Source organism: Janibacter sp. HTCC2649 (assembly GCF_000152705.1).
In the GTDB taxonomy this organism is placed as follows: Bacteria; Actinomycetota; Actinomycetes; order Actinomycetales; family Dermatophilaceae; genus Knoellia.
This window is the reverse complement of the sequence record NZ_CH672413.1, coordinates 304,967-323,974: the sequence shown is the minus strand read 5'-3', so window position 1 is coordinate 323,974 and position 19,008 is coordinate 304,967. Positions and strand designations below refer to the sequence as shown.

Genomic DNA, 19,008 nt, shown 5'->3' with positions numbered 1-19,008 from the left:
CGATCAGTCCTGCGCCCGGAGCAGGACCCAGGGGTCGCTGCAGCCGTCGGCGGAGTCGGAGGCGAGGTCATAGACACCCGTGCCCGCGGCACTGCCGGCCTCGACCCGCCAGACGTGCCGCTCAGGACGCTCGCCGAGGTCACCGAGGTCGCGCCACCACGACCGACGTTCGCTCCAGTCGTCGAGGACCTCACGGACGACGAGGATGCGGCCGCGCCAGACGAATGCCCGTGGGCGGCATCGGACGGCGAGCGAGCCATCGATGCCGGGCACGGCCGCCTCGACTCGCACCTCGACGCGTTCTTCGTACCGGCGCACCACGACATGGCCTCCTCAGGCAGGATGGGATGGAGTGAGTGGGTCGATCACGACGACCACCAAACGTTCGAACATCTGTTCGATGACTCCACTGTACAACCGCCGGACACCGCGCCGTCAAGCCCTTACGCTGACGACATGAGCCAGCCCGGGGACACGGTCTCTGAACGAGACCTGAGCAACCATCCCTCGGTCGCTGCCGTGCTGAGCACCCTTGCGGCACACCACGTTCGGCCCGTCGTGCGATACCTCCCCGACGCTGTCCGCACCGCCCGGGCCGCTGCGGAAGCACTCGGCATCAGCCCTTCCGAGATCGCCAACTCACTCGTCTTCGCCGGACGTGGTCACGACGGTTCGATCGAGCCGCTGCTCGTGCTCGCCTCGGGTGGTCGCCGGGTCGACCAGGACCGCATTGCCGGGCTGCTCGACCTTGCCGCCGTCGAGAAGGCCACCCCCGAGCAGGTGCGCGAATGGACCGGCTTCGCCATCGGCGGCGTCGCCCCCGTGGGGCACCCCACTCCCCTGCGCACCGTCGTTGACGTGACGCTCAGCAGCTACGACCACGTGTGGGCAGCGGCCGGGCACAGCCACTCCGTCTTCAGGACGACCTACGACGAGCTGCTTCGCGTCACGGGCGGCAAGGCCATCCAAGTCGACTAGCTGCACTGGGCGCCTCAGGGAATGCAACGCGGCCGCGTTTCCGGGATGACGAGCGCCCCTCCACGCTCACCGACCTGGCCACGCGGCCGCATGGCTACTCTCGCGGCAACCGGGTGGGGCCGGATCAGTACAGATACTCAGATTCGGTGAGCCCGAGATACTCAGATCCCGCGGAGCCGCGCAAGCAGGATCAGCGAGCGCCGGCCGACAGCCCGAGGTTCTCGTAGACCTCGAGCGTCGCGGTGGAACGGTTCATCGTGATGAAGTGCAGTCCCGGCGCGCCCTCGGCGAGCATCCGCTGAGCGATCTCGGTCGCGATCTCGACACCGACGGAGCGCACGGCGGCAGGGTCCTCACTCACGGCCTGGAGCCGGTCGACGACGGCCGCGGGCAGTGGCGTCCCCATGAGCTCGGTCATGCGGGTGATCTGCTTGAGGTTGGTGACGGGCATGAGCCCGGGAGTGATCGGCAGGTCGCGGTGCTCGGCGACCCGATCGCGAAGCCGCAGATAGCTGTCGGCATCGAAGACCATCTGCGTCACGGCGAAACTCGCACCCGCGTCGGCCTTCTTGATCATGACCTCGACGTCGTGGTCGAGGTTCGGCGAGGCCGGGTGCACGTCGGGGAATGCAGCAACGCCGATGGTGAAGTCGCCGAGCGTGCGGATGAGCGCCACGAGGTCGGTCGCGTGGTTGAGCCCCTCAGGGTGGGCAACCCACTCGCCACCGGGCTCGCCCGGCGGGTCACCACGCAGGGCGAGGATGTTGCGCACCCCGGCTGCGGCATACTGCCCAATGACCCGACGGATGTCCTCGACGGAGGCACCGACGCAGGTCAGGTGGCCCAACGGGGTGAGGGTCGTCTCGCGGGCGATGCGCTCGGTGACGCGGACCGTGCGGTCCTGAGTGGACCCGCCCGCGCCGTAGGTCACCGACACGAAATCGGGCCGCACCCGCTCGAGCCGACGGATGGCATCCCAGAGCGCCGCCTCGGACGCGTCGTCCTTGGGCGGGAAGAACTCGAAGCTCACCGAGGGTCGCTCGCCAGCGAGGAGTCCGGGGATGGAGCGGGGTGCCATGCGGGTGAGATTAGTCCAGCAGACAGGCCGTAGGCTCAGGTCTCACACACCGTGAGATGCGAGGAGCGTTCGTGACCAGCCCGTTGGACGAGGCAGATCTCCGCACCCGTGTGCAGACCTGCATCGACGGAGAGCTGCGACACCAGGCCGTCGTCCTGCACGAACTCGGCCCCGATGTCACCGACCTCCTCGACCGCGTGGGCTCCCTGCTGGCCGGGGGCAAGCGCCTGCGTGCCGCGTTCCTCTACTGGGGACACCGCGCCGCCGGTCGCGCCGACTCCGACGAGCTCGTGCGCCTCGCGACGGCCATGGAGTTCTTCCAGGCCGCCGCGCTCATCCATGACGACGTCATGGATGACTCGGACACACGACGGGGTATGCCGGCCGCTCACCGAGCGCTCGCAGCCGTCCACACCGAGCGTGGCTGGGGTGGCGACGACGCACGGTTCGGCGTCGCGGGCGCCATCCTCGCCGGCAACCTCTGCCTCACCTGGACCGACGAACTGGTCGCCACCAGCGGCTTGGGTGTCGAGGATTTGGCGCGCGGTCGGGTCGTGTTTGACCGGATGCGTACCCAGCTCATGGCCGGGCAGTTCCTCGACGTCGTCGACTCGGTCCGCCCGTGGGACGGCCTGCCTGCGAGCGAACGCATCGAGCGCGCCCAGCGGGTCATCCGTTACAAGAGCGCCAAGTACACCGTCGAGCACCCGCTCCTCATCGGCGCCACGGCTGGTGGACTCGGCGAGGCTGACCTTGCTCACCTCTCGTCCTATGGTCTTGATCTGGGTCACGCCTTCCAGCTGCGCGACGATCTGCTCGGCGTCTTCGGTGACCCCGAGGCCACCGGCAAGCCGGCCGGCGACGACCTGCGCGAGGGCAAGCGCACGGTCCTCATCGCACACACGCTGAGCGGCACCGACGACGCCGGCCGCGAACTCCTCCGCACCGCCCTGGGCAATGCGTCACTCGACGCGGCCGCCATCGACACGCTGCGCGAGCTCATCACCGCCTCCGGAGCCGTCGACGCGGTCGAGGCCGAGATCGACCGCCTCGCCACGAGCGCCCGCGCCTCCCTCGCCGCCGCAACTGGCGTGGCCCCCGACGCGGCAGCAGTCCTCGACCAGCTCGTCGAGATCAGCACCGCCCGCACCGCCTGACTGGCTCTGTGCCAATTCCCTTGCTTTGAGGCGTCAGGAGGGGAAGTCGGGCCCGGCATCCAGACGCAGCTGGAGCAGGACGTCCAGAGCCACCGAGTCACCGTCCCGGCCACCCGCTCCGACCTGGAGTGGGGCGTCGCTGGGCTCGACGTGGATGCCGGCCAACCGTCCGCGCAGGCTGGGCGCCACGACGAGGACGTACCAGCGGCCGTCCGTACCAACGGCAGCCCGGTGGTCCCGTCGCACGTACCAGCCGACGACGTCGGTGCGAAGGGTCCCGCGGCCGCTGTAGGGGAATGCCCGCAGCCGGGAGGGTTCGACGCCCGCCGACCGCATCGCCTCGGCGAAGGCCGCCACCATCGGGGCCGTACGTCGCGCCTCGGCCTCGGCCGCCCGCGCTGCGGCCGCGTAGTGGTACTCAGCGTTCTCCCGCGCCTCGCGTCGACGGATGGCGGCAGGGTCTGAGGGCTCACTTTCCGGGCTCATCAGCCGATCATCTCAGCGAGTGCGGCCACCGGCCCGCCTGTCTCGCACGCGACCGAACCTCATTGGTAAGACTGTCCTCGTGACTACTGAGGAGCAGCTCAAGTCGGCATCGTTATTAGAAGCGCTAACGCGTGTCCGCGTGCGTGCTGAGGCGCATATGGAAGAGATGGACCTTGCTGGTCTGACGTGGTCAGAGGAGACCGTTACGGAAATCTCCCTTCCGGCGGGGTTGCCGTATGTAAAGCCGGTGGTGTTCAACCGGCCGCAGGAGTCGGCGGTAGGGGCGGACTGGTTGTGGTGGTGGTTGGATCTTTCGTCGGGCGTGTGCTTCGGGATGTTGGTGCAGGCGAAGCGGGTGAAGGGTGGGGCCGGAAAGTGGACGGTCGACGTTTCGCACGGTGGTGGTGTGCAGCGGGAGAGCCTGATGGCTGTCGCCGATTTGTTCGAGGTTCCGGCGGTCTACTGCGTCTACATGGGCGGGCCGAGCCTCCGTGAGGGCATGGGCTGCACACATGGCGGTGTCGTGCCGTGTCAGGGTTGCACAAGGATGGCGATCACGCTGATGCCGGCACTATCGCTGCCATTGTCGAGGACCAAACTGCAGCTATTTGACCTAACCGTGGCAGAGGGAGTCCCGCTCGAGGATCTTGGCGACACTGCCCGACCTGCCGGGGTGGTGAAGGACGTCAACTTCAGGCAGCTGGCGGAAGGCAGCGAACTTCGGGCATTCCTGACTGAAGAGCAAAGAGGGCCGTCCGAGATTGCGAAGCAAATCTTCCGCTCGGTTTCGATCCGACGTGCGAATCAGAAGTCGGCTGCAGTGGCGGAACGTCTGCAAATAGTTGGGGAACAGGTATTCCTAGACCTTCCAGGCGACCGAGGACACTTCGGCGTTCCGTACTTTCCTCACGTGTTGCGCGGGCTTCGAATGAACCCACCCAACTACGTGCGCGACTTGTTGGCTGGCATGTCCGTACCATCGGAGGTTTCTGAGGCTGTCGCTGGGGTCGTGCTTATTGCTATGTGACGGCGAGTCGGCGGGCCGAGAACAGTTCGAGCCGGGTGGCATGAACGGGATCACGGAGGCTTGAGTCGTCCCGAGGGGCCGAGAGGGTGACGAGCTCAAAGGAGTCATCAGTCTTCGAAATTCCGGGCAACCCCACTGCAGGGCTTGAGGCATCGGTCGCACAGGACGGGGATGCCTGGTTTGAATTTTTCACCAATTGATCGCGCGATCTCAGGGGTCGGGATCGAGATTTCCTGGATGCGGGCATCAGGTGTGGCGGGGCGCCCGACGAGCATGATGTCCAGAATGTCGACTCGAGTGATCCGCCTGTGGCAGACCTGTCCGTTGTAGATCTCTCCCGGAATGTGGTCGCAGGTACGAGGATCGCCATGACAAACGGAGCACTCCGCTTCCCGTACGAGTAGTTCGGGGCTTAACGCGACTCGACTGTGTGCGAGGGCGACCGGGCATCCGTGAAAGTAGCCGTTATCGCGGTATTCGAGATGGCACCCGTCGGGGTAGGCGGTCCGCGCCAATTCGCCCGCTTCGTCGAGCACTCGGTGAGCTTCCTCGAATAGCGGCGTGTCTTCGAGGTGGTCCATGGCGGATCTGAGGACTGCCAGGGAGCGGCGCAACTTCATTTCGGTCTCGGGTGATGGCCCGCGACTGATCGTTTCCTCGCGCGCCTCCCTGTAAGTGGCTTCACCCGATTCGAGGATGCCTTCATTTTCGCGGGTCATCGTGATTCCCATCCGTGTCTGGCCGTGCGCGCACGTGAGGATGCGAGTTTGCCACCAAGCTCTGTCACCAGTCGCGATTCCCGCCAGGCAGGTTTGGCTTAAGCAACCAACCGACAGGATTCCGACTCCCGGCGGTCTGAAGCCGGTCCCCCCAGGAAGCTCTACAGTCGACGCGCATTCGGGCGGCATGGCGTCTCATCAGCGGTTCTGAGGTGCCGACAGCGGGCGATCGTCCGGCGGCACGGTTGGCCCTACGCCACTGGAAGTGCTCCTGCCGAGATTGGACGGGGCATAGGGTCTTCTTCAGAAAGGGGGATCGATGGCCAACGCGGTCGAGTTCATGCTGACCGATCTACGTGAGAAGTACGAGGCTGTGCCCTCGTCACGAGCGTTCGATCGCCTCTATGAGGACCCGGAGTGGGGTCACATGTTCGCGGTCCTCCACGAACGGCTGAACGAGCACTTCACCGACATCAACGGACGGGCCGAGACCACGCAGCACTACTGGGCCGAAAACAGCCGTGCCCTTCTGTCCCTTATCCAAGAGATCAAGGCCGACCTCCACACTTTGAAGCGGGCCGGGGTGGAGGTCGAGTTTGCCGACACTTACCAGGATGCACTGGAGCGTTGCCGCCCTTGGCTTTCCCCGAGTGGTGGCAGTACCGTGCCTGACGACTTCGAAACCATCGGGGTCATCGCCTACGAGCCGGTGTTCGTCCATGCGGCCAAGCACGTCAAGCTGAATAAGCACCAGGAGCCTGTGGAGCTGAAGATGGTTGGCAGCGGGTCCTTCGCCCACGTTTACTCCTACGTCGACCCTGACTACAACATCAACTTCGCTGTGAAGAGGGCCAAGAGGGACCTGAACGAACGAGACCTCGAACGCTTCAAGCAGGAGTTCGCGGTCTTAAAGAGGCTGAGCTTCCCGTACGTGGTGGAGGTCTATCGCTACGACGAGGCCCGCAACGAGTACCGCATGGAGTTCTGCGACACCACGCTCCGCGATTACATACGCAAAAAGAATGGCACCATGTCCTTCGCCGCGCGGAAGCGCATTGCGTTGCAGTTCCTCTACGGCTTGAACTACTTGCATCACGAGGGCCTGCTTCACCGCGACGTCAGCCTTCAGAACATCCTGTTGAAAGTCTTCGACTCTGGCGCAGTCCTGGTCAAACTGTCGGATTTCGGACTGGTAAAGGACCAGACGAGCGAGTTCACTCGGACGCAAACCGAGATGAAAGGGACCGTTCGCGATCCCACACTTAGTAGCTTCAAGGACTACGGGGTAGTGAACGAGATATACGCCATCGGGCACGTCCTCGCCTACATCTTTACCGGGCGAGAGTCTCTTCCGCCGGCGACGGACGAGGTAGGCCGCATCATCCATCGATGCGCTGTCAACGACGTCGGCCAGCGCTACCAAGCCGTCACCGAATTGATTGCCGAAGTCGAGAAGTTAGATGCTCCTCCTATTCAGACAACCGCGTAGGTCGCTCAGGTCTCGATGCTGGCTGGTCAGGGTGGTTCTCGCACAGTGGTGGCCGTGGACCAATTTAGGGTCGCGGCTGAGGAGAGCAACGCCGCCCAGTCAGTTCGGCGGTCGCTGACCCGGTCGCTGACCGGGTCAGTCGACCTCACGGCGTAGCGAGGAAGGCTGGCGGGCTGGCGTCGTAGTACAGCACGACCTGGATCCGGTCCTCCACGCTCGCGCGCTCGAGTTCGTCCGACTCTCCTGCGGCGACGGCGAAGAAGGTGTCGAGTATTTCTTCCCTAGTGTCGGGGCTGGCGACAGGGCTCCACCAGTAGATGATGAGTTCGCTCAGGGGCGTTCCGGCGTCGGTCTGGAGGTGTAGCACTTCGTAGACGCGTCGCCACCACCAGCCGTCCGATTCGCCAAGAGAGCACCCGAAGATGATGAACAGCCGGGTGTCGGAGAACAGGTGGCCGTACTCGATTCGGTTCATCGCCCAGTACGGCTTCATGAGTTGCCGATGGGGGTCGATGCCTTGGGCGAGGTTGTCGGGGGCGTCGATCCCGAACAGCAACGACCGTGGAATCGGCTGCTGTCGGGACTGCCCCCGGTCTGGTTGACACTCGGGGTTGATGATTCTCAGGCCGCTTCTGCGGCTGCGTAGATCATCTCAAACTCGATCGGGGTGAGCTTGCCCAGGGCCCGCTGGCGACGGCGGCGGTTGTACTTGGTTTCGATCCAGATGACGATCGCGAGCCGGAGTTCATCGCGGCTTTCCCAACGCCGCGTGTTCAGGACGTTCTTTTGCAGCAGTGAGAAAAACGACTCCATGGCGGCGTTGTCACCGGATGATCCGACGCGACCCATCGACCCGCGCAGGCCGTTGTTCTTCAGCAGGCGCACGACCTTCTTCGAACGAAATTGGCTGCCCCGATCCGAGTGCACGATCGTGCTCACCGGTGCGCGCAGCGCGATCGCGTTCCGCAGCGCCGATGCGGCCAGGGACGACTTCATCCGTGAGTCGATGGAGTAGCCCACGATTTTGTTGGAGTACACGTCCTTGACCGCGCACAGGTAGAGCTTGCCCTCACGTGTGGGGTGCTCGCTGATGTCGGTCAGCCACACCTGGTTCGGTCCGGTCGCAGCGCCGGTGAAGTCGTGGGTGACCCGGCCCTTCTCGTCGACGCTGGCGAGCAGGTCATCGTGCACGGCCGGTCCGGGCTTGCCGGCCTTGCCCCTGCGCCGGTGGTGCGAGGCGAAGATCCCTGCGGTCGAGCACAGCCGCCACACACGGTTCTCTGAGGCTTGGACGTTGTGGTCCTCGAGCTCGTCGGCGATGAATCGGTAGCCCAGCGTGGGGTCGTCTTCGTGGATCCCCCGGATCACCTCGATGACGTGCGCGTCATCCCAGTCCCGCTGACTGACGGGGGCGTTGAGCCACTTGTAGTACCCCTGGGTCGACCAGCCCAGGACCCTGCACGCCACCGCGACCGGCACCCTGATGCGGGCACCGGTCGCGGCCAATTCGCGGACGAGAGGGAAGACTATTTTCCCGGCAGGTTGGCCTGCGACAGATAGGCAGCGGCACGCCGCAGGACCTCGTTCTCCTGCTCAAGGAGCCGGATCCGCTTGTCCTTCTCCCGAGACTCCATACGGGCGGCGTCGGTCACGCCGGGACGGTTGCCGTCCTCGATGTCCGCCCGCTTGAGCCAGTTGGACAGCGTGCCTTCGGAGATTCCGAAGTCCTTCGCGATCTGGGACATCGCAGCGTCGCCCTTGCGGGCCACTGCCAAGACGTCGTCGCGGAACTCCTTGGGATATGCCTTCGCCATGGTGAACATCCTTCCAGCGAGGACGAATCCTCACAGGTCAGGTGTCAACCAAACTCTGGGCAGACCCGTCCGTGGGGATGGATGACTTCGCTGCGGACATAGCTGGACCAGCTGGTCTCGTGGTTTCCAAACCCATCCGGATGATTAGTTGGGTTGGGCCAGAACTGGAAGTTCCGGTCGGCATACTTGTGCGCCTGTGGTCGGAACTGTTGGGCGTCGCGGAAGACGTAGTCGTCTAGCAGAGGTGTGTAATTGAAGTTGACGAACAGATAGTTGAACAGGTCGTAGTGGTGGGTCTCTTCGGGAAAGGCGAAGGAGTCGAAGGTCGAAGACCCCTTGGCGACGTCCCCAATAAAGTCCGCCATTGACTTTACGGCCAAGGATCCCTTCGCTGAGTCCTCGCCGACTCGGGCGAGTAGGTCGGGCGGTGCGACGAGCTCCAGGTACTCCGAGAATGCTGACTGGATGGCGAGCGTCGCCTCGTAGACTGCGTCAGCCGAGTGCCAGCCTCCCTCAATTGTGATGAGGCGACCGATCGCTGCTTCGACGTCACTCCAGTTCTCCTGACCATCCTCCTTGGCGGTGGCCATCTGCCGGACCACAAGGTTCGAGGAGTCGAAGACCCGAGACAAGAGGTAGTGGTAAAAGGCTGGGTAGCGTGGAGAGAACCGAGACTCGTAGCGCCGGGTGACTTGGATGTCGAAGCCGTTGCCCACCAGCACCATTATGTTGTGCTGGCGCCTCAGCGCCCGGTAGTCGGCAGTCGTGAACGTGCGATAGCCCATCCCGGTCCTGTTTACCTTTCGCGGTCTAGGCGTATGCGCCTGGTGTGCGCCGCGGCCATGTTGGTGATCTTAAGTGGGTGGCCCTCGCGGAAGATGGTGGCGACCGACGGCACATGGTTCTCCGACACGTCGGCCGAGCGGTGGTCGCCAGCCTGTAACCGACTAGGTCGAGCGCCACTTTCTTGTGCACGGACAGTCTGGCCGGTGTGGGGCGTCCTTCGGGACGCTTCGACCGTGGGTCTATGGGCGGAAGGCCGCACCCCATAAATCGCTCATATGCAGTTCAGACCTTCCGTCACGCCGTGCGGCGTTTGCCGGTAGTCGGCCTGACCGCACGCTCGAACGAAGGATGAACTGAAACCCCCGTCTATGCGACAGACCGCGTCGGGCCTCAACGGGGAAGCGTCAGAAGGCGAGTTCCATGGCTCGGCGTCGGACTTCGGTCTTGAAACCGCCACGGAGCGAGTCGATGGGGGCGCCTTCGACGGGCAGTGAGGCATCCGGGGTGAAGAGCCAGATGAGCATCTCGGTGTCGTTCATACCGCCGTCGCCGAGCACGGTGAACGTGCCCTTGAGCGCGGGCAGGATGCCTTCGTCGTCGAGGAACTTCTCGGGGACGGCGATGACGTTGCGTTCGCCGATGCGGGCTGCCAGCACCTCGCGGTCGTCGATCAGCTGACGCACCGTCGACATCGGGAGTCCGAGGCGTTCGGCGAGGTCAGGAACGGTCAGCCATTGGCCGACGAGGGACTCGAGTTCAGGGTGCTGAGCAGTCACGAGGCCAGCGTGCCACATCCTCAATCCCCCACGAACTAGTCACACCCGCTACTCTGGCATCGCCTATCACAGCAGTCACACAGACAACACGACGGCTCCCCCAGCTCGTCGTCTCGGAAAGGACGGCCCACATGGTCATCGCCATGCCCCCCGCGACGGTCCCACCCGCCGCCCTCATCCCGACAACCGTCTCGACCCACTCGAGCCCAGCACCACACGGCTGGACGACCTACACCGTCAAGGACGGCGACACCCTCATCGGACTCGCCGCGACCTTCAGGACGACGCCCCGGGCGCTCGCCGCCAAGAACCACATCAGTGACGCCCGCCGCCTCTGGACCGGTTCGACCATCCAGGTGCCCGGCCGAGCCACCTCGACCGCCAAGGCCGCTCCCCGTACGACGCGCACGAGCGCTATCCACACGGTCACCGCCGGCGAAACTCTCTACGGCATCGCAGCGCGCTACCGCACAACGATGCCCGCGATCGCCAAGGCCAACGGCATCTCCCCGAAGTCGTTCATCTACCCCGGCCAGCAACTGCGCCTCACCGGCTCCGCGCATGCCGCCGCCACGTCCCCCGCCGCCAAGGCGAGCACGAAAGCAAAAGCCCCGCAGACGGCATACCGGGTCAAGAGCGGCGACACCCTGCTGGGAGTTGCGGCAAAGTTCGGACGCACTGTCTCGTCGGTCGTCAAGGCCAACGGACTGCGCGGCACGGTCATCTACACGGGACAGCGCCTCGTCATCCCCGCCACGGCGGCACGCAAGGCCGCGCCCGCCGCGAACTCGTTCGCCGGACGCACCTACCCCGCCAAGGTCGTCGCGAACGCCGCCCGCAACCGCGCGATCCTCGCGGACCGCAAGGTGCCGACCCGCTCGCAGACCAAGGCCCTCATCACGGCGACCGCCCGACGTCATGGGGTCGACCCGAAGCTGGCGCTCGCGATCTCCATGCAGGAGTCCGGCTGGAACCAGCGCCAGGTCTCGGTCGCCAACGCCGTCGGCATGATGCAGGTCATCCCGTCCGGTGGTGAGTGGGCCTCCTCGCTCGTCGGCCGCAAGCTCGACCTGCTCAACCCGCAGGACAACGCGACCGCCGGCGTCGTGATGCTCCGCGCTCTCACCCGCTCTGCAGCGTCCGAGGACATCGCGATCGCGGGCTACTACCAGGGCCTGTCATCGGTGAAGAAGCGCGGCATGTACAGCGACACCAAGACCTACGTCGCAACGGTGAAGGCGCTCAAGGGTCGTATGTGACACCGGGAGCGTCCGACACCGGGGTCCACGGGCTGCGTCCGCGCAGTCCGTACACTCAACGGGTGTCCACCGCCCCCACCGACGACCTCGTCGGCGAGCTCCTCGACGGTCGCTACCGCGTCATCGAGCGCCTTGCCGACGGTGGAATGGCGACCGTCTACCTCGCGCTGGACACCCGGCTCGACCGCGAAGTCGCGCTCAAGGTCATGCGGGCGCACCTCGCCCAGGACGCCACGTTCCGCTCGCGTTTCCACCGCGAGGCCAGGTCCGCCGCCCGCCTGTCGCATCCCGGTGTCGTGGCCGTCTACGACCAGGGCGAGGACGACGGACTCATGTTCCTCGCGATGGAGTACGTCCCGGGCCAGACGCTGCGTGAGGTCATTGACACCGAAGGTGCCCTGACCCCGCGGGCCGCACTCGACATCATGGTCCCGGTGCTCGACGCCCTCGCCGCGGCGCACCATGCGGGCATCATCCACCGCGACATCAAGCCCGAGAACGTCATCCTGCGTGAGGACGGCGCGGTCAAGGTGGCCGACTTCGGCCTGGCCCGCGCCGTGACCTCGCAGACCGTGACGTCCTCGTCGGGGCTGCTCCTCGGCACCGTTGCCTACCTGTCGCCCGAGCAGGTCGAGCGCGGGATCGCCGACGCTCGCAGTGACGTGTATGCCGCGGGGCTCGTCTTCTTCGAGATGCTCACCGGCTCCAAGGCCTTCGACGGCGACACGGCGATCAACGTCGCCTATCAGCACGTCCACAACGGAGCCCCGCGCCTGCGCAGCCGCTCCCCCGAGTCCCCCGAGATCCTCGACGAGCTCGTGGCTGCCGCGACCTCACTCGACCCCGACGGACGTCCGGCCGATGCAGCGGCGTTCGCGACCCTGATGCGCACCGCCCGCCGCGAGCTGACCGCTGACGAGCTCGACGACCGGCCGTCGGCGGTCGACGCCGCAGCCTCCACCATCACCCGCACCACGGCACTGCCGGTCCAGCGGCCGATCCCAAGCCCCAACCCTGCGTATGCCGGGCCGTCGCTGCGCGACCAGGTGCGCGGCGCACCTCCCGCGACCGCTGGGTTGCCCGCGCGCACTGCGCGCACCGTGCCACCGCGAACGCGTCGCCGGGCCGTGTGGCCGTGGATCCTCGTCATCGTCTCCGCTGCGATCGCCTCGGCCACGGCGTGGTTCTTCATCGCCGGCCCCGGCGCCCCGACGATTGTCCCGGCGGTCGTCGGCAAGCCCGTCGTCGCCGCAGAGGCCACCATGCGCACCCAGCACCTTGCCCCCACGCGCCAGGACGGGTTCAGCGAGAGCGTGGCCAAGGGACTTGTCATCTCGACGACGCCCAAGGCCAACGCGGAGGTCCGTCGCGGCACCACGGTCACTCTCGTCGTCTCCAAGGGGCCGGAGCGCTATGTCGTGCCCACCTTGGCCGGAGTGGGTCTGGACGAGGCGAAGACCCAGATCACCGGAGCCAACCTTGTCGTCGGCAAGGTCACCGAGACCTTCAGCGAAGACGTCCCCAGCGGTCAGGTGATCGCCAGCGATCCCAAGGCTGGCGTGCAGTCCAAGCGCGGGACGTCCGTGGCCCTCACCGTGAGCAAGGGTCAGAAGCCGATCTCGGTCGAGAACTTCACGGGCAAACCGTTCGACGCCGCCAAGGCAGCTCTCGAGAAGGCCGGTCTTGTCGTCGAAGAGGGTGGTCCGAGGGAGAACAGCGACACGGTGCCCAAGGACTCGATCATCCGTCAGGACCCGGCCGGGGGCACGCTCTTCAAGGGCGACAAGGTCTCTGTCGTGGTGTCCGACGGACCCGTGCTCGTCGCGGTCCCCGGTGGGCTCATCGGCAAGCAGTTCAATGAGGTCAAGGGCATCCTGGGTGGGCTCGGCTTCAAGGTCACCGAGCGCCAGGCCATCCCGGGCATCAACTTCGGTACGGTCCAGGGCCTCAACCCGGGCGAGGGAGATCAGGTGCCCAAGGGCTCCGAGATCGTCGTGACGACGGTCTGAGGTGACCGCACCCTCTTCGCTCGCCCACGACGGGCGGGCCCGGCTCGCCGTTCTCCTGCTCCTCGCCGTCACGGCCGTCTGGGGCTCGACGTTCTTCCTCATCCGTGACCTCGTCGAGCACGTTCCGTCGGCGGACTTCCTCGGCGTGCGGTTCGGCATCGCTGCGGTGCTCATGTTCGCGCTCTTCCACCGGCAGACCCTGGCCCTCACCCGCCGCGAGCTCGCGCTCGGCGCCGGTCTCGGTGTCCTGTATGCCGTGGCGCAGCTCCTGCAGACCGTCGGACTCGAGACCACCCCGGCGTCGGTGTCCGGCTTTCTCACGGGCACCTACATCGTCCTGACCCCGGTCCTCGGCGCGTTGCTGCTGCGCGACCACATCCCACGGGCTGCCTGGATCGCAGCGTGCATCGCCACCATCGGCATCGCGGTCCTGTCGCTTCAGGGGCTGTCGATGGGATTCGGTTCGGCTCTCACGTTGGGCTCCGCCGTGATCTACGCGCTGCACATCCTGGCCCTGGGCCGCTGGTCCAAGGGATCGACGGCTCTGGGCCTGTCGACCATCCAGGCGGCCGTCATCGCCGTCATCTGCCTCGTCGCAGCCCTGCCCGATGGGGTGGCGCTGCCGACGACGGGCGGCCAGTGGACTTCGCTGATCTACATGGCAGTCGTGGCCGGTGCGGGCACCCTCATCGCGCAGACGTGGGCGCAGGCACACCTCACCGCAACTCGTGCCGCCATCGTGATGGCGATGGAGCCCGTCTTCGCAGCGACGTTCGCGGTGCTCTTCGGCAACGAGGGAGTCACGTGGCGACTGCTCTTCGGTGGTGGGCTCGTCCTGGGCGCCATGTATCTCGTCGAGCTCCGCGGCAGCACCCACCAGGACGACGTGTCAGCGCTCGAGGACCCCCCGGCGGAAATCCTGCACCACGACGTCTGAGTCACACCCCGCGACTTCGTGCCCCGTACGGACGCATCTCCCGGCCGAAGGCCCCACCGATGTGTCCGTACGGGGCACGATGTCGGCAGTTGGGGTCAGCGCAGGAGGTCGGCGACGACGTCGGTCGCGGCATCCGTGGCCGCGTCATCGACATCGAGGTGCCAGACCAGTCGCACAGCCGACGGCCCCGCGGCATACGTGCGTATGCCGCGTGCTCCCGTTGCGTCGACGAGCTCGGCCGGCGTGAACGACGTCTGACTGACGTCGAGCATGACGATGTTGGTCTCGACGAGGTCCGGGCTGACGACCGAAGGAGCAACCTCACCCACGGCGGCGGCGAAGCGCTTGGCCCGCGCGTGGTCATCGGCAAGCCGCTCGATGTTGTGGTCGAGGGCGTACAGGCCAGCGGCCGCGAGAATGCCGACCTGACGCATGCCACCGCCAAAACGCTTGCGCCAGATGCGCGCTCGCTCCATGAGCGCCGCCGACCCCACGAGAACCGAGCCCACCGGAGCGCCAAGGCCCTTGGACAGGCAGACGCTCACGGTGTCGAACTCGCGACCGTAGTCGGACAGCGGGATGCCGGTCGCGACGTGGGCGTTCCAGAGCCGGGCACCGTCGAGGTGCATGGCGACACCGGCTTCACGGCTGACCGACCGCACCTCACGGATGGCGTCCAAGGACTGGATCGTGCCGCCGCCGAAGTTGTGCGTGTTCTCGACGACGATGAGCGCTGTGCCAACCTGATACGGCCCGGCGCCGACACTCATGAGACCGAGCGGTCCGGACGGCACCAGACGGCCACGCTCGCTCGGCCACGTCCGTGACGAGATGCCCGAAAGCACTGCGGCGGCGCCCAATTCGGCCCGAAGCACATGCGCCAGCGTGTCGGCGATGATCTCCTGACCGGCCTCGACGTGCAGGCGCATGCCGAGCTGGTTGGCCATGGAACCCGTCGGGGCGAACAGAGCCGCCTCGTGCCCGAGCAGAGCCGCCACTCGCGATTCCAGCTCGTTGACCGTCGGGTCCTCACCGAAGACGTCGTCCCCGACGGGCGCCTGCGCCATCGCCGAACGCATGGCCTGCGTCGGCTGGGTCAGCGTGTCCGAGAGAAGGTCCGCAACCCAGCGACGCGGCATACCGGCGTCTTGCGTTGTGTCGTTCGTCGTTTCCGAAGCCGCCACGTCAGTCGCGGCTGAGCATCTCGGCAACGAGGAACGCCAGCTCGAGACTCTGCTGGTGGTTGAGGCGCGGGTCGCAGACCGTCTCGTAGCGCTTGTTGAGGTCGGCGTCGAGGATCTTCTCGGCACCGCCGATGCACTCCGTGACGTCGTTGCCCGTGAGCTCGACGTGGATGCCGCCGGGGACCGTGTCGAGTCCCTGGTGCACCTCGAAGAAGCCACGCACCTCGTCGACGACATCGTCGAAGTCACGCGTCTTGTAGCCGGAGGCCGACTCGAACGTGTTGCCGTGCATCGGGTCGCAGATCCAGGTGATGGCCGCGCCACTCGCCGTGACCTTCTCGACGATGGGCGGCAGCGCCTCGCGGATCTGGCCGGCGCCCATGCGGGTGATGAAGGTCAGTCGGCCGGGGGTGCGCTCGGGGTCGACGAGGTCGATCATCCGCAGCAGGTCGTCGGTCTGGGCCTTGGCCGAGACCTTGATGCCGATCGGGTTGTGGATCTTGCTGACGAAGTCGAGGTGCGCCCCGCCAAGATCGCGGGTGCGCTCGCCGATCCAGACGAAGTGGGCCGAGGTGTCGTAGAGGTTGCCGGTGCGCGAGTCGACGCGCGTGAGCGGCCGCTCGTAGTCGAGGAGCAGGGCCTCGTGCGCGGCGAAGAACTCGGTGCCCTTCATCGCCTCGAAGTCGGCGCCACACGCAGCCATGAACTTCATGGCCTTGTCGATGTCGCGGGCGATCTTCTCGTAGCGCTGGTTGGCGGAGTTGGCGACGAAGCCGCGGTTCCAGTCGTGGACGTGACGCAGGTCGGCGAAACCACCGGTCGTGAACGCCCGCACGAGGTTCAGCGTCGCGCTGCTCGTGTGGTACGCCCGGACGAGCCGCTGCGGGTCGGGGTTGCGTGCGGCCTCGGTGAACTCGAAGTCGTTGACCATGTCACCGCGGTAGGCCGACAGGGTCACGCCCTCGCGCGTCTCGGTGTGGCTGCTGCGCGGCTTGGCGAACTGCCCCGCCATGCGACCCACCTTGACCACCGGCACGGATGCGCCGTAGGTCAGCACGGCCGCCATCTGCAGGATCGTCTTGATCCGGTCCCTGATGCTGTCCGCGGTCGCCCCGGCGAAGGTCTCGGCGCAGTCGCCGCCCTGGAGCACGAAGGCCTCACCGCGGCTGGCGGCGGCCATGCGGCTGGTCAGGACGTCGCACTCACCGGCGAACACGAGAGGCGGATAGGTCGCGAGCTCGGCCACGGCGGCGTCGAGGGCGGCAGCATCCGGCCACAGCGGCTGCTGGGCAGCCGGGAGGTCAGGAGTCGCCTCGAGATGAGTGCGCTGGTCGGGATTGGTGGTCATGCTCACCCGCCAAGGATAGGCGCGTCTTCCGTGATGGCCTGCGGCGCCCGTATGCCGGTCAGTCACCGAGCCCCGTGACTCACGTGTCGGTGCCGTTGGGTCCGTCCTCCAGACCACGCGCCAGGGCGAACCGGACGAGCTCGACCCGGTTGTGGAGGTGCAGCTTGCCAAGGGTGTTCTGGACGTGGTTCTGGACCGTGCGATGCGACAGGAAGAGCTCGGCGGCGATCTCCTTGTAGGACATCCCGGTGGCGACGAGGCGCAGGACCTCGGTCTCGCGATCTGTCAGCTCCGGGATGGGCCGGTCGGCCGTCTGGGGCGCCGCAACGGCCTCACCGTCATCGGCGGCCATCCGGCGGAACTCACCGAGCACCAGACCCGCGAGACCCGAGGTGAACACGGCCTCACCCCGGGCGGTGGCGAGGACGGCCGCGACGATGTCCTCGCTCGACGCCGACTTCACGAGGTAGCCGGTGGCTCCGGCCTTGATGGCGGCCAGGACGTCGAGCTGTTCGCCGCTCGCCGAGAGGATGAGGACACGGGTCTCGAGGTCGCCGAGGGCCCGGCACACCTCGTCGCCGCGCATCCCGGGCAGGTTGAGGTCGAGCACGAGGACGTCGGGCCGCGTGGCCCGGGTCCGGCGCACCGTCGACGGCCCGTCGGCTGCGGTGGCGACGACGTCGAGGCCAGCCTGCGCGAGGTCACGCTCCAGGGCGCCGAGCCACAGGGGGTGGTCGTCGGCGACGAGGACGGTCGTGCGGGGCGGATCCTGGGTCAAGGAGACTCCTAGCGAGGGACGGTGATGACGATGCGGCAGCCGGCGCCAGGACGGGTGATGATCTCGGCCGTGCCACCGAGGTCGCGCACGCGCCCCATGATCGACTGGCTCACGCCGAGCCGGCCCCGCGAGGCCGCCGAGAGCAGGTGAGTGGGTTCGTCGCCGACGCCGTTGTCGCGCACGGTCACGGTGACGGTGTCTCCGTGGTCCTCGAGCAGGAGCCAGGCCTCGGCGTCCTCACCGGCGTGCCGCGCGACGTTGTCGAGAGCTGCCGCGACGGCTGCGTCGAGTTCCTCAGCACGGTTCTGCTCCAACGGAACAGGGCCACCCGGCAGCGAGACACTGACCCGCTCGCCCTCGTGTGCACCGAGCAGCACCCGCAGGTCTCGGCGGAGCTCTCCCTCGACGGATTCGGCGAGGCGGGACCCGACGACATCCTGTGCCACGAGTCGTCGCAGGGTGCGCTCCTGCTCGGCGGCGAGGGCTCCGAGCTCGGCGCCCTCTCCCCCGATCTCTCCCCCGCGCCGATGGATGAAGGCCAGGGTCTGCAGGACCCCGTCGTGGACGACTCGGGCGAGGCGCTCGCGCTCGCGCAGCCGCTCGCGTTCGGCGAGCACCTGCTCGTAGCGGTAGAGCCCGCCGCGGGCGAGGTCGACGGCCAGTCCGATGAGGCCGCCGAGCAGGAAGAGCAGGATGATGTTGTGCCACGTGCCGCCGTTGGGGGTGCCGATCTCGATGAGGTCGGCGGCAGCGACGATGCCCGCAGCGATGAGGCCGCCCATGCGCCCGTGCAGGACGGCGGCTCCGGCGACACCTCCTGCCGCCCACATCGTCGGCAGTGTCAGCGTGCCCCCAGCAACATCCTCGGGGTGGTCAGCGAGGAGCGTCGCGAAGATGCCACCCACGGCAAGCCCCAACTCGATGCCGAGCAGCCAGGTCGTGCGACGGCGGAACACGAGGAGCAGCAGGCTGAAGCCCATGAGCACGGCGATGGTCGTGAACGCGACCCAGGGCCGCGCCATCGTCTGGTAGCGCTCCCACACCAGGAACCCGGCATACAGGGCAGCTGCGGGACGGAAGTAGTCGAGCCCGCGAGAGAACGCCTCGATGATGACGGGTTCGGAACGCCCGGTGCGCACCGAGCGGTACGTCACCCCGAACAGGGCCCCCCGGCGGTTCATGG

At 66.7% G+C, this 19,008-nt stretch carries 19 protein-coding genes; 7 read left to right on the top strand and 12 right to left on the bottom strand.

All coding sequences use genetic code 11. The annotated features are described in order from the left end of the window. Positions 1–3 precede the first annotated feature (3 nt). A complete protein-coding gene (locus tag JNB_RS01615) occupies positions 4–321 on the bottom strand; it encodes a DUF6504 family protein (RefSeq protein ID WP_009774645.1) in 318 nt (105 codons plus the stop codon). 135 nt (positions 322–456) lie between these two features. Here JNB_RS01615 and JNB_RS01610 point away from each other — a divergent pair, with 135 nt between their 5' ends. Next, positions 457–978 carry a YbaK/EbsC family protein gene (locus JNB_RS01610; RefSeq protein ID WP_009774644.1) on the top strand — a complete coding sequence of 174 codons (522 nt, stop codon included), beginning with the start codon at positions 457–459 and terminating at the stop codon, positions 976–978. Positions 979–1,168: 190 nt separating this feature from the next. Here the strand turns inward: JNB_RS01610 and metF are convergent, their stop codons facing one another. Beyond that, positions 1,169–2,056, bottom strand: a complete 888-nt coding sequence (metF, locus tag JNB_RS01605) for a methylenetetrahydrofolate reductase [NAD(P)H] (RefSeq protein WP_009774643.1) — start codon at positions 2,054–2,056, stop codon at positions 1,169–1,171. Between the two features lie 71 nt (positions 2,057–2,127). Between metF and JNB_RS01600 the strand changes: the two genes are divergently transcribed. After that, positions 2,128–3,213 (top strand): polyprenyl synthetase family protein, encoded by a 1,086-nt coding sequence (locus tag JNB_RS01600; protein ID WP_148232275.1) that lies wholly within the window; start codon positions 2,128–2,130, stop codon positions 3,211–3,213. Between the two features lie 33 nt (positions 3,214–3,246). Here JNB_RS01600 and JNB_RS01595 read toward each other — a convergent pair whose 3' ends face one another. Further along, on the bottom strand, positions 3,247–3,699 hold the full coding sequence (locus tag JNB_RS01595) for a hypothetical protein (protein WP_009774641.1): 453 nt from the start codon (positions 3,697–3,699) through the stop codon (positions 3,247–3,249). 79 nt (positions 3,700–3,778) lie between these two features. Between JNB_RS01595 and JNB_RS01590 the strand changes: the two genes are divergently transcribed. Next, entirely contained in the window at positions 3,779–4,726 is a 948-nt protein-coding gene (locus JNB_RS01590) for a DUF6615 family protein (protein WP_148232274.1), read from the top strand. A 107-nt stretch (positions 4,727–4,833) separates the two neighbouring features. Here the strand turns inward: JNB_RS01590 and JNB_RS01585 are convergent, their stop codons facing one another. Further along, a complete protein-coding gene (locus JNB_RS01585) occupies positions 4,834–5,445 on the bottom strand; it encodes a hypothetical protein (protein ID WP_148232273.1) in 612 nt (203 codons plus the stop codon). Between the two features lie 319 nt (positions 5,446–5,764). Here JNB_RS01585 and JNB_RS01580 point away from each other — a divergent pair, with 319 nt between their 5' ends. Further along, positions 5,765–6,934: a protein kinase family protein gene (locus tag JNB_RS01580; protein WP_009774638.1), complete on the top strand. Its 1,170-nt coding sequence runs from the start codon at positions 5,765–5,767 to the stop codon at positions 6,932–6,934. Between the two features lie 145 nt (positions 6,935–7,079). Here JNB_RS01580 and JNB_RS01575 read toward each other — a convergent pair whose 3' ends face one another. The 4 genes from JNB_RS01575 to JNB_RS01555 form a co-directional block, all read right to left on the bottom strand. Next, positions 7,080–7,490, bottom strand: coding sequence for a hypothetical protein (locus JNB_RS01575; RefSeq protein ID WP_009774636.1), 411 nt, complete (start codon positions 7,488–7,490; stop codon positions 7,080–7,082). Between the two features lie 65 nt (positions 7,491–7,555). Continuing rightward, a protein-coding gene (locus JNB_RS01570) for an IS3 family transposase (RefSeq protein ID WP_237700583.1) occupies positions 7,556–8,748 on the bottom strand; the annotation gives its coding sequence in 2 pieces (ribosomal slippage) (positions 7,556–8,467 and positions 8,470–8,748; 1,191 coding nt in all). A 44-nt stretch (positions 8,749–8,792) separates the two neighbouring features. Then, positions 8,793–9,533 carry an AbiH family protein gene (locus JNB_RS01560; RefSeq protein WP_009774633.1) on the bottom strand — a complete coding sequence of 247 codons (741 nt, stop codon included), beginning with the start codon at positions 9,531–9,533 and terminating at the stop codon, positions 8,793–8,795. Positions 9,534–9,938: 405 nt separating this feature from the next. After that, positions 9,939–10,328, bottom strand: coding sequence for an Rv2175c family DNA-binding protein (locus tag JNB_RS01555; protein WP_009774631.1), 390 nt, complete (start codon positions 10,326–10,328; stop codon positions 9,939–9,941). Positions 10,329–10,453: 125 nt separating this feature from the next. Between JNB_RS01555 and JNB_RS01550 the strand changes: the two genes are divergently transcribed. The 3 genes from JNB_RS01550 (at position 10,454) to JNB_RS01540 (ending at position 14,515) form a co-directional block, all read left to right on the top strand. Beyond that, complete coding sequence (locus JNB_RS01550; protein WP_158306111.1) at positions 10,454–11,569, top strand: LysM peptidoglycan-binding domain-containing protein; 1,116 nt, start codon at positions 10,454–10,456, stop codon at positions 11,567–11,569. A 62-nt stretch (positions 11,570–11,631) separates the two neighbouring features. After that, complete coding sequence (pknB, locus tag JNB_RS01545; RefSeq protein WP_009774629.1) at positions 11,632–13,578, top strand: Stk1 family PASTA domain-containing Ser/Thr kinase; 1,947 nt, start codon at positions 11,632–11,634, stop codon at positions 13,576–13,578. Between the two features lies 1 nt (position 13,579). Then, on the top strand, positions 13,580–14,515 hold the full coding sequence (locus JNB_RS01540) for a DMT family transporter (protein WP_009774628.1): 936 nt from the start codon (positions 13,580–13,582) through the stop codon (positions 14,513–14,515). A gap of 95 nt (positions 14,516–14,610) precedes the next feature. On the opposite strand, the gene JNB_RS01535 is transcribed toward JNB_RS01540, so the two are convergent. From JNB_RS01535 to macS, 4 genes are all read right to left on the bottom strand, one after another. Then, positions 14,611–15,654, bottom strand: a complete 1,044-nt coding sequence (locus tag JNB_RS01535) for a low specificity L-threonine aldolase (RefSeq protein WP_009774627.1) — start codon at positions 15,652–15,654, stop codon at positions 14,611–14,613. A 46-nt stretch (positions 15,655–15,700) separates the two neighbouring features. Beyond that, positions 15,701–17,047 (bottom strand): class II 3-deoxy-7-phosphoheptulonate synthase, encoded by a 1,347-nt coding sequence (locus tag JNB_RS01530; protein ID WP_040883467.1) that lies wholly within the window; start codon positions 17,045–17,047, stop codon positions 15,701–15,703. A gap of 79 nt (positions 17,048–17,126) precedes the next feature. Further along, positions 17,127–17,825, bottom strand: a complete 699-nt coding sequence (locus JNB_RS01525) for a response regulator transcription factor (protein ID WP_009774625.1) — start codon at positions 17,823–17,825, stop codon at positions 17,127–17,129. Positions 17,826–17,833: 8 nt separating this feature from the next. Then, positions 17,834–19,006 carry a MacS family sensor histidine kinase gene (gene macS, locus JNB_RS01520; RefSeq protein ID WP_148232272.1) on the bottom strand — a complete coding sequence of 391 codons (1,173 nt, stop codon included), beginning with the start codon at positions 19,004–19,006 and terminating at the stop codon, positions 17,834–17,836. Between the last annotated feature and the right edge of the window lie 2 nt (positions 19,007–19,008).

Coding starts and splice junctions, on each gene's coding strand:
- JNB_RS01610 (WP_009774644.1), top strand. CDS start 457: ATGAGCCAGCCCGGGGACACGGTCTCTGAACGAGACCTGAGCAACCAT.
- metF (WP_009774643.1), bottom strand. CDS start 2,056: ATGGCACCCCGCTCCATCCCCGGACTCCTCGCTGGCGAGCGACCCTCG.
- JNB_RS01595 (WP_009774641.1), bottom strand. CDS start 3,699: ATGAGCCCGGAAAGTGAGCCCTCAGACCCTGCCGCCATCCGTCGACGC.
- JNB_RS01585 (WP_148232273.1), bottom strand. CDS start 5,445: ATGACCCGCGAAAATGAAGGCATCCTCGAATCGGGTGAAGCCACTTAC.
- JNB_RS01580 (WP_009774638.1), top strand. CDS start 5,765: ATGGCCAACGCGGTCGAGTTCATGCTGACCGATCTACGTGAGAAGTAC.
- JNB_RS01560 (WP_009774633.1), bottom strand. CDS start 9,533: ATGGGCTATCGCACGTTCACGACTGCCGACTACCGGGCGCTGAGGCGC.
- JNB_RS01555 (WP_009774631.1), bottom strand. CDS start 10,328: ATGTGGCACGCTGGCCTCGTGACTGCTCAGCACCCTGAACTCGAGTCC.
- JNB_RS01550 (WP_158306111.1), top strand. CDS start 10,454: ATGCCCCCCGCGACGGTCCCACCCGCCGCCCTCATCCCGACAACCGTC.
- JNB_RS01535 (WP_009774627.1), bottom strand. CDS start 15,654: ATGCCGCGTCGCTGGGTTGCGGACCTTCTCTCGGACACGCTGACCCAG.
- JNB_RS01530 (WP_040883467.1), bottom strand. CDS start 17,047: ATGACCACCAATCCCGACCAGCGCACTCATCTCGAGGCGACTCCTGAC.
- macS (WP_148232272.1), bottom strand. CDS start 19,006: ATGAACCGCCGGGGGGCCCTGTTCGGGGTGACGTACCGCTCGGTGCGC.